The organism is uncultured Campylobacter sp. (assembly GCF_963517995.1).
In the GTDB taxonomy this organism is placed as follows: domain Bacteria; phylum Campylobacterota; class Campylobacteria; order Campylobacterales; family Campylobacteraceae; genus Campylobacter_A.
In genome coordinates this window covers 1-7,820 of the sequence record NZ_CAUQHQ010000105.1, presented here as the reverse complement: position 1 = coordinate 7,820, position 7,820 = coordinate 1, and the positions used below count along the sequence as shown (strand labels likewise).

General features: G+C 45.6%; 5 protein-coding genes and 1 pseudogene. 5 read left to right on the top strand and 1 reads right to left on the bottom strand.

Annotation, left to right across the window (positions count from 1 at the left end; translation table 11 throughout):
- From RYL88_RS09840 to RYL88_RS09820, 5 genes and pseudogenes are all read left to right on the top strand, one after another.
- A pseudogene (locus tag RYL88_RS09840) lies at window positions 1–107 on the top strand (alpha/beta hydrolase); the annotation flags it as partial.
- 759 nt (window positions 108–866) lie between these two features.
- Window positions 867–2,303, top strand: a complete 1,437-nt coding sequence (locus RYL88_RS09835) for a UDP-N-acetylmuramoyl-tripeptide--D-alanyl-D-alanine ligase (protein ID WP_314990951.1) — start codon at window positions 867–869, stop codon at window positions 2,301–2,303.
- Between the two features lie 252 nt (window positions 2,304–2,555).
- On the top strand, window positions 2,556–3,638 hold the full coding sequence (locus RYL88_RS09830) for a glycoside hydrolase family 3 N-terminal domain-containing protein (RefSeq protein ID WP_314990949.1): 1,083 nt from the start codon (window positions 2,556–2,558) through the stop codon (window positions 3,636–3,638).
- Between the two features lie 415 nt (window positions 3,639–4,053).
- Complete coding sequence (locus tag RYL88_RS09825) at window positions 4,054–5,373, top strand: amidohydrolase (protein WP_314990947.1); 1,320 nt, start codon at window positions 4,054–4,056, stop codon at window positions 5,371–5,373.
- A 561-nt stretch (window positions 5,374–5,934) separates the two neighbouring features.
- Entirely contained in the window at window positions 5,935–6,825 is an 891-nt protein-coding gene (locus RYL88_RS09820) for a hypothetical protein (RefSeq protein WP_314990945.1), read from the top strand.
- Between the two features lie 90 nt (window positions 6,826–6,915).
- Here the strand turns inward: RYL88_RS09820 and RYL88_RS09815 are convergent.
- Window positions 6,916–7,820, bottom strand: a 905-nt coding sequence (locus RYL88_RS09815) for a dihydroorotase (protein ID WP_314990943.1), incomplete at its 5' end; no start/stop codon positions are given.

Genomic DNA, 7,820 nt, shown 5'->3' with positions numbered 1-7,820 from the left:
CCACGCCTCTAAAAAGCGGCGAACGCGTAAGTCGCCTCATCAAAAACAGCGAATTTCACGCGCTAAAAGGCGATCATTTTTTCTTTCTGCTCCACGCGCGCTACATCGACGGCGTTGTGAATGCGGGATTAAATTTGACGGACTTGGACGATGAAAGCGGGATAGAGAGCGTAAAAATTTTAAGCCCGAAAAAGCATGAAAATTTGAGCGAGGATGATGAGAGCACCGACGAAAACGGCGATCTTAAAAACGCTACCGAGCAAAATTTGACGGAATCTACCCAAAAGGCTTTGGAGCAAGAGGTCGCCACAAGCACAAAAACCGTCTCGCAAAGCAGCCTTTTTGACGAGCGGTCGCAAAGCGGCAGCCTTGTGGATCAAAACCCGCAGCTTGACGATGCAAACGCCAAAAACGGTCAAATTTTTAAAGAAAATTTGTTTGATGGGCAAGAAATCGCGCAAAATCAATCGGAACCTAAAAGTAGCGTTTCAATCAGTGACGAGCAAAATCAAATTTTGCCAAAAGATGAGCAGGGTGATCAAAAAATCCCAAAAAAGCCGGTACAGCAAACGTTTGATTTAAGCTAGAGTGCAAATTTAGGATTTTGGATATCAGCGTTAAATTTATGCTGGTTTGGCAGACCCGCATCAAATTTACGAGCTAAATTTAAGCCCAAAATCTGTAAAATCTCGGCTGATAAATTTGCGTTTTACGGCGTAAAAAAGCAGGGCGGTTAAATTTGCTCTCAGATTTAACGGAAAAACTATCAAATTTTACGCCGAGCACGCAAAAACAAACTGCAAAACGCTAAATTTAGCAAAAAAGGGCGCAAGCAAAAGCCCGCCTAAGCGAACCTAGGAGAAAAAATGAACGAAACCCTCATAAATATCGGCCTTGCCGCGACGCAGATTTTATTTACGTTTGCGCTCGGATTTTATCTCATCACCTGCCTTCAGTGGTTTTCATACAAGTTTGAGCGCGTGCTGTTTCACTTCACTAGGCCGCTGTGGCACGTGTTTTTCCTAATCGTGCCGATCGTGCTTTTTTACGGGGCGGAGCGATTTTTCTGGATTTATTTTTACTTTGCGCTGGTGCCAAGCCTCGCTCTTTGGCATAAAAAGCTCGATAAAAAGCTGGTTTTTACGCCGCGAGTCAAGCGATTTTTTGTTATCCTAGCGCTCGCGGTTATCGCTAGCTACGCCGTCTATCTCGCGACGCAGCAACGCGTAAATTTAGGCGTCGTCCTGCCGCTCGTGCTCTCTTTCGCGCTTAGCTTTTTGCTAGAAAAGGCTAAATTTAAGGCTTACGAAAACAGCGCGCGTAAAAAGCTAGCCTCGATGCCTGAACTCAAAATCATCATGATAACGGCGAGTTTTGGCAAAACCAGCATCAAAAATTTCCTATTTGAGCTGCTTAAAAATGACTTCGCCTGCCGCAAAACCCCTCGTAGCGTAAACACGCTAGCAGGTCTCATCCAAGACATAAACAACGAACTTGCCGCCGGTACGCAGATATATATCGCCGAGGCGGGCGCACGCCTAAAAGGCGACATCGCGCAGATCACGGAGTTTTTGAACCCGCAGATCGCGATCGTCGGCGAGATCGGCGCGCAGCATATCGAGTACTTTAAGACGCTTGAAAATATCCGCGCCACGAAGCTTGAGGCTCTTGGCTCAAAGCGCCTAGAAAAGGCTTTCGTGCACAGTAGCACGCAGGCAAACGAGGGCGAGAAGATAGAAATTTACGATAAAGACCTAAGCGGCGTGGATGCGAGCCTAGATGGGGTCAAATTTAAGCTTGGAGGGAGGGAATTTACTTCGCCGCTACTTGGTAAATTTAACGCCGCAAACCTAGCCGTCTGCGTCAAAACCGCGCTATATCTGGGGTTAGACGAAGCTAGGATCGCCTCCGCTCTTGCGCGTCTAAAAAACGTCGAGCATAGACTCGAGCGTATCGATGCGGGCGGCAAAATCATCATCGACGACGGTTTTAACGGCAACTTTAACGGTATGAGTGCGAGCTACGAGCTAGTCGGTAGCTACGAGGGACGCAAGGTGCTCGTGACGCCCGGCATCATGGAGAGTAGCGACGAGGAGAACGAAAAGCTAAGCAAGATCATCAACAAGACCTTTGACATCGTTATGCTAACAAGCTCGCTAAACGCCGTCGCGCTGCTAAAGCACCTAAGCAGGCCAAAAGTCATCGTCGTCAAGGACAAATCCAAGCTCCAAGAAACCCTAGCGCAAAACACCAAAGCGGGCGATCTGATCCTTTTTTCAAACGACGCGCCGAGCTTTATGTAGGCTTGGTTTTGTCTAAATTTAACGCGCTGATTTTTACGTCAGGTATATATTTTCTGCACGGTAAGTGGAAATATAAATTTTACTCTAAAATCTCAAATTCCCTCGAATTACATACGAAAATATTTTATTAACTTTAGCCGGAATTTTACGGCGACCGACTCGCGAAAACTACAAGCTCGCGCCAAATCGCGCAAGAGTCCTTAAATTTATCTAAAATAGTGTAAAATCCGCAAAAACAAAAAAAGGAAAAATATGAAAAAATTTATCGCCGCGCTTTTTTCGGCGCTATTTTTGGCGGGTTTGCCGACTGCGCTAAATGCCGCGCCGCAAACGCAAGAAAAACCGACTCTTCGCAAAATGATAGCCCAAATGATAATGGTCGGCTTCAATGGCTCTGATCCCAAAACCGCCAAAGAAGCCGTCTCGGAGGCCAAATATCAGCGTTTTGGAGGCGTGATGATGCTTGGTAAAAACATCTCGGACAAAACGAATTTCATAGCCCTAACAAGCGCATTTAAAGAGGCGCAAGAGGGCATTTTTATCGCTATCGACGAGGAGGGCGGACGGGTCACGAGATTTAAGGATAAAGAAGGTTTTGAGACCTTTATCTCGGCGCAAAAAGTAGCAAAAACGCTCGATCTAGCCGCTGCGGGCGAGCTTTACGGCAAGATGACGCAGCAGCTAAAAGACGTCGGCGTAAACGTAAATTTCGCTCCCGTGGTCGATGTACTAAATCCAAAATCCGCCATCATCGGCTCGCGTGGCAGAGCGTTTAGCACCGATATAGACGAGGTTTCGCTGTATGCGAGCGAGTTTATGAGAGCCTCTCAGGCTCGCGGCGTGATAGCTGCGATGAAGCACTTTCCGGGCCACGGTAACGTCGAGGCCGACAGCCACACTGCCAAGGTCGTGATAGAAAATTTCGACTACGACGAGCTTAAGCCATATTTTGACGCGGTTCGCAAAAACGAAGCCAAGATGATAATGGTCGGCCACATCTACCTCATGCAACGCGACTCCGAGCTACCGGCCTCGCTCTCGCCCGCCATTATCGACGGTTTGCTGCGCGGCGAGCTCAAATTTGACGGCGTAGTCATCAGCGACGACATGCTCATGGGCGGACTAAAGGACTTTACACTGCAAGAAAAAGTGATAAACTTTATCAACGCAGGCGGCGATGTGATGCTCTTTAGCGACTACAAGATAGACGGTCGCAGAACCGCGGAACTCGTCACGCAGCTAGTCGTGGACGCGGTGGGCGCCAAGCAGATACCAAAGGAGCGTATCGAGGAAGCCTACGAGCGGATAATGAAGCTAAAGGGTAGCTTAAAATAGGCTGCTTGAAGGGCAAATTTGAGCTTTTGTGCGGAGTTTGTTTAGCGGCTAGTCGGTCCCGCGCGGCGACTAAAGTCAAATTTGCCTTTTTGTTTCGTTTTGTAAATTTGAGTTCAAATTTGACGACATTTTAAATTTGAACTCAAATTTAACGCCCCAAATTTTATTTTAAAACCGCTCCGTAAAATATAAATTTACCTCGCATTACCAGCACCGCTTTGGCGCCAATCGCGGTTTAAAAAACGACCAAAGCATCCACTGGCAAAAAATCAAATTTACGCCAAACAGGTCGGCTTGCAAAAAATCAGCATTAAATTTATCATTATTGGGCTCAAATTTAAGCTTTTAAAATTAACCTTGGTGTATAATCTAGCCTTAAGAAAAATAATAAAAATTCTAAATTTAAGGAGCAAAAATGGACGAGGTAGCAGTAAAAGTCGAAGCGCTAAAAGACGAAATGGTGAAAAATAGGCGGTTTTTTCACTCACATCCCGAAACCGGATTTTTTACGTTTTTTACGACGGCAAAGATCGCTAGCGAGCTAAAAAAGCTCGGCTACAGCCTAAAAATGGGACGCGAGATAATGAAACCGGAAGCTAGGGCAGGTCTTGGTAGCGAGAAAGATAAAGAGAAGTATCTGGAGCGCGCAAAAAGCCTACTAAGTGCCGACGAAAGCGAGTTTTTACCCGTGATGGAGGATGGGCTAACGGGCGTGGTGGCCGAGCTTGATACGGGTAGGCCGGGCAAGACGCTTGCGTTTAGATTCGACATCGACGGCGTGGACGTGACCGAGAGTAAGGATGAGGCGCATAGACCGTTTAAAGAGGGCTTTAGAGCCGATATAGACGGCATCACGCACGCCTGCGGGCACGACGGGCACATCACGATCGGCCTAGCGATGGCTAAACTCATCGCGCAAAATTTGGACGATTTTAAAGGCAAATTTAGATTTATATTTCAAACCGCCGAAGAGGGCACTAGAGGCGCCGTGCCGATGGAGCAAGCAGGCGTGCTAGAGGGCGTGGACTACCTACTGGGCGGCCACATCGGCTTTCAGGCAAAGACTAGCGGCGGCATCATCTGCGGTACGAACAAGCTTCTTGCGACGTCGAAATTTGATGTAAATTTCACGGGTAGATCGGCTCACGCGGCGGGCGCTCCGCAAGAAGGCGCAAACGCTCTGCTAGCCGCAGCCCAGGCGGCTCTAGCCATGCACGGTATCACGCGACATGCCGACGGCGTCACGCGCATAAACGTGGGCGTTTTGCGAGCGGGCGAGGGGCGAAACGTCATCGCGCCAAACGGCTACATCGCCTGCGAAACGCGCGGCGAAACGACCGAGCTAAATGAATTTATGTTTCAAAAATGCATGGACATCGTCGCAGGCGTCGCGCAGATGTACGGCGTGCAGTACGACGTGAAGCTAACCGGCGGCACTAGCGGAGGCGATAGTAGCGAGGAGATCACCGATATCTACGAGCGCGCCGCGCGCCAGTCGCCTTTTATCAAGGACGAGCTCATCGTGCGGGATCTAAATTTCGGCGCTTGCGAGGACTTTGCGCACTTTATGCACGCCGTGCAAAAAGCGGGCGGCAAGAGCGGCTATCTGATGATCGGTACCAAGCTCGCCGCAGGGCATCACAACGGCGCGTTTGACTTTGACGAGAGCGCGCTGCTGTCGGGTACGGACGTATTTTTGCGCTCGGCGTACGCGATAAACGGCAAGGACACGTGAGGCTAAATTTGAACCTAATTTGACGAATTTGCGTCGCTTGCGGTTAGTTTGGTTATGGGTCTTTTCGAGCCTATGCGGTTTGTTTGGACGAGACGGCGCAAATTTGCTTATTTAGATTTTTGTGCCGTCGGTCGGTAAAATTTGCGCCGTTTGTGCGTTTGTGAGCGTTTGTTTGATTATGCCAACTTGGAGAGGTATGGGTTGATAAAATTGTGCTCGCTTGGATGGCGGATTTGGGACTAAAATTCGATATAAATTCAGCTTAGGTTTGATTTTGAGGCTGAATTGGATCGCCCGAGAGATAAGATTTAGCTGATTTTGAAATTTAATTAAAGCCATGTGGCTATCAGATTTGGCGATTTACGAGATGCTGCGACTCGTATTTTGTCACAAATTTCAATTCTTTTAATTTTTCTAAATTTAATAGTTTTACATAAATCGGCTTTTTGATAAAGTTTTTGAAGTCTATTTGTATATATTTGTCAAAAACAACAATATCTTGGTGTAAAAATTTGTATAATACTTTTTTGGTAAATTAAAATATTAATGTAAAGGTATAAAATGTATAAAATAACAATTGCTGATTTTTTATTTAATATTCCTCTGTACAGCAAAATAGAGATATGTGATTTTTTATTAGATGATGACCCTCAATACCTATTATATAAAGATGTTAAGTTAAAAAATAATCCATATAACTACATATCTCTGTTTGAAAATTTTATGATTGAATATTTTAATACAGAAGAAACTTTCGATGGATATAATCCGTATATCAAACAAGATACTACATATGAAATTTTAAAATTATCTCATTTTGATAGTGAAGGAAGATACTGTAGTGGTATATATAGTTGTATACAGTATCCATTCAACATAATAATGATTCTGGTGAAATGCAAAAGAACTAACCGAATTTTTTATTTTACTATTTTTGCTGATTTTGAAAATTGTTCAATAGTAAAAACGGGTCAGTATCCATCAATAGCGGATTTTCATATATCAAAAATAAAACAATATAATAGTATATTGCAAAAAAACCAGCAAAAAGAATTTACAAAAGCTATAGGTCTTGCAGCTAATGGTGTCGGCGTTGGCTCTTTTGTTTACCTAAGAAGAGTATTTGAATGTCTTATTTTTGATTGTTTTAATAAAAATAAAACGAATTTGGAAATAACCGAGGAGGAGTTTAAAAAACTAAGAATGAATGAAAAAATAGAAAAATTATCAAGATATCTCCCTGATTTTTTAGTAGCAAATAAAAATATATATTCTACATTAAGTAAAGGAATTCACGAATTAGACGAAGAAGAATGTTTGAAATATTTTGATATATTAAAGGGCAGCATAGAAATAATTCTTGATGCTATACTAGAAGAGCATAATAAAGCACAAAAAGAAAAAAATATAAAAGAAAAGCTAGCATTAATGCAAGGTGTAGTTAAGAAATAAAAAGAGTTAATTCGACGTATGCATGAGAGATTTTGCGGCAGCCTTAACCGCCGCAAAGTCAAATTTCAAATTTACGTCAAATTTATCGGATCACGCCACGACGTTTGGAAACTCAAACACCGTTTTTCCGCTTTTTATCGTGATTACCGCCGCGCCTTTTAGCGTCTTACCTATCAGCGGAGAGTTTTGGGATTTTGATTTATTTAGGTTTTTGTCGTAGAGATACTCGAAATTTGGATCGATTATCGCGATGTCGGCGAGGTAGCCCTCCGCGATCATGCCTTTTTCTTTTAGTTTTAAAATTTTAGCCGCATTATAGGACGTCAGAGCCGCCATTTTCTCGTAGTCTATCACGCCGTCTCTAACTAGATCTAGCGTCATAGGCACGAGGGTTTGCAGGCCAAGGATACCGAAAGGCGCCTTGTCGAATTCTAAAAATTTCTCGTCGTTGTGGTGCGGGGCGTGGTCGGTCACGATGACGTCGATGAGGCCGCTTTTTAGCCCATCTCTGATCGCCTCTACGTCTGATTTAGTGCGAAGCGGCGGCGACATTTTAAAGTTCGTATCGTAGCCTAGCAGCTCGTCCTCGGTGTAGGTAAAGTGGTGCGGCGTCGCCTCGCAGGTCACGTTTATGCCGGCTGCGCGCGCCTGCGCGATGAGCTTTAGCGACCACTCGGAGCTAACGTGCGCGATGTGGATGTGGCCGCCCGTGAGCTTGGCTAGCAGTAGATCGCGCGAGACCATGATCTCTTCTTGCTCGCGCGGCATGCCCTTGATGCCTAGTATCGCCGAGACGCGGCCCTCGTTCATGTGGCCGCCGCGGCATAGCGAGCAGTCCTGGGAGTGGTTGATGACGAAGCTGCCGAAGTGCTTTGAGTACTCAAGCGCGTATCTCATCACGTCGCTGCTGGCTACGGGCAGGCCATCGTCGCTAAACGCCACTGCGCCCGCCTGCGTCATATCGCCCATCTCTACGCATTTTTTGCCGTCCATCT